A 985-nucleotide genomic window follows, 5' to 3' on the forward strand; every position below is an offset into this window, starting at 1 on the left:
CGCCGACGTCGGCGGCCACGACCAGCGGGTCCGTCGACACGATGCTCGCGTACTCGATGCCGGTCGCCATCTTGTACTCGGAGAGCACCTTCCCGGAGACCGGGTCGATGGTCTGGATGTGCAGCTCGCGCTCGTCGTACGTACCGCACTTGCGCACCGCGACCAGCTTGGTGCCGCCGCCGTAGCCGGAGTCGTAGCAGGTGTCGGCCGCCTTGGGGGACCACAGCAGCTTGCCGGTGGTGATGTCGAAGGCCGAGCCGCCCTCGGTGGCGCCCAGCGCGACGGTGTTGCCGCCCACGGTGACGTTGTCGAAGGTGATCGGGTAGTCGCCCGACTTGACGGTCTTGCGCCACAGCTCCTTGCCCGCGACGAGGTCGATCGCGGCGACCTCGCTGCAGCCGGCCGTGGAGTCCTTGGTGGGCATCTTCGGCTGGAAGACCACCGCGGTCTTCCCGTCCGCCGTGGTCTTGCGGCTTGCCGCACAGATCGGGCCGGGCAGCTTGACCGTCCAGAGCTTCGTGCCCTTGGCCGGGTCGTAGCCGACGATCTCGGCGATGCCCGACTTCACGTACGCCTTCTCGGTCAGCCAGGAGCCGGTCACGTCGACGCTGTCGTCCTTGGCGACCGCGGGCGCCGGGATCTGGAAGAGGACCTTGGAGGCCGGGTCGCCGGGCACCTTCTCGGTGCCGCCGGACGTCGTGGTGCCGCCGGTGCCGCCGCTGTCGCCCTTCTTGTCACCGCCCCCGCCGGTCGTGCCGCCGGTGCTCGCGGTGTTCGACTTGTCGTCACCGGAATTGGCGTACCAGACGCCACCGCCGATGATCAGCGCGATCGCGACGACGGCCGCGACGATGATCGCGACCTGGGAGTTGATCTTGCGGCCGGCGCCGGTGGGCTGCGACGGCATCGGCACGGTGGGCTGACCGGGGTAGCCCGCCGGGTAGGGCTGCGGGGTCGGGTAGCCGGGCTGCGGGGTCGGGTAGCC

At 70.4% G+C, this 985-nt stretch carries 1 protein-coding gene; it reads right to left on the reverse strand.

Annotated features, from left to right (window positions below; genetic code table 11):
* A partial coding sequence (locus tag BZL64_RS38375) for an outer membrane protein assembly factor BamB family protein (RefSeq protein ID WP_244205807.1) occupies window positions 1-985 on the reverse strand: 985 nt, incomplete at both ends.

The organism is Streptomyces bobili, from assembly GCF_002154575.1.
Lineage (GTDB): Bacteria > Actinomycetota > Actinomycetes > Streptomycetales > Streptomycetaceae > Streptomyces > Streptomyces bobili.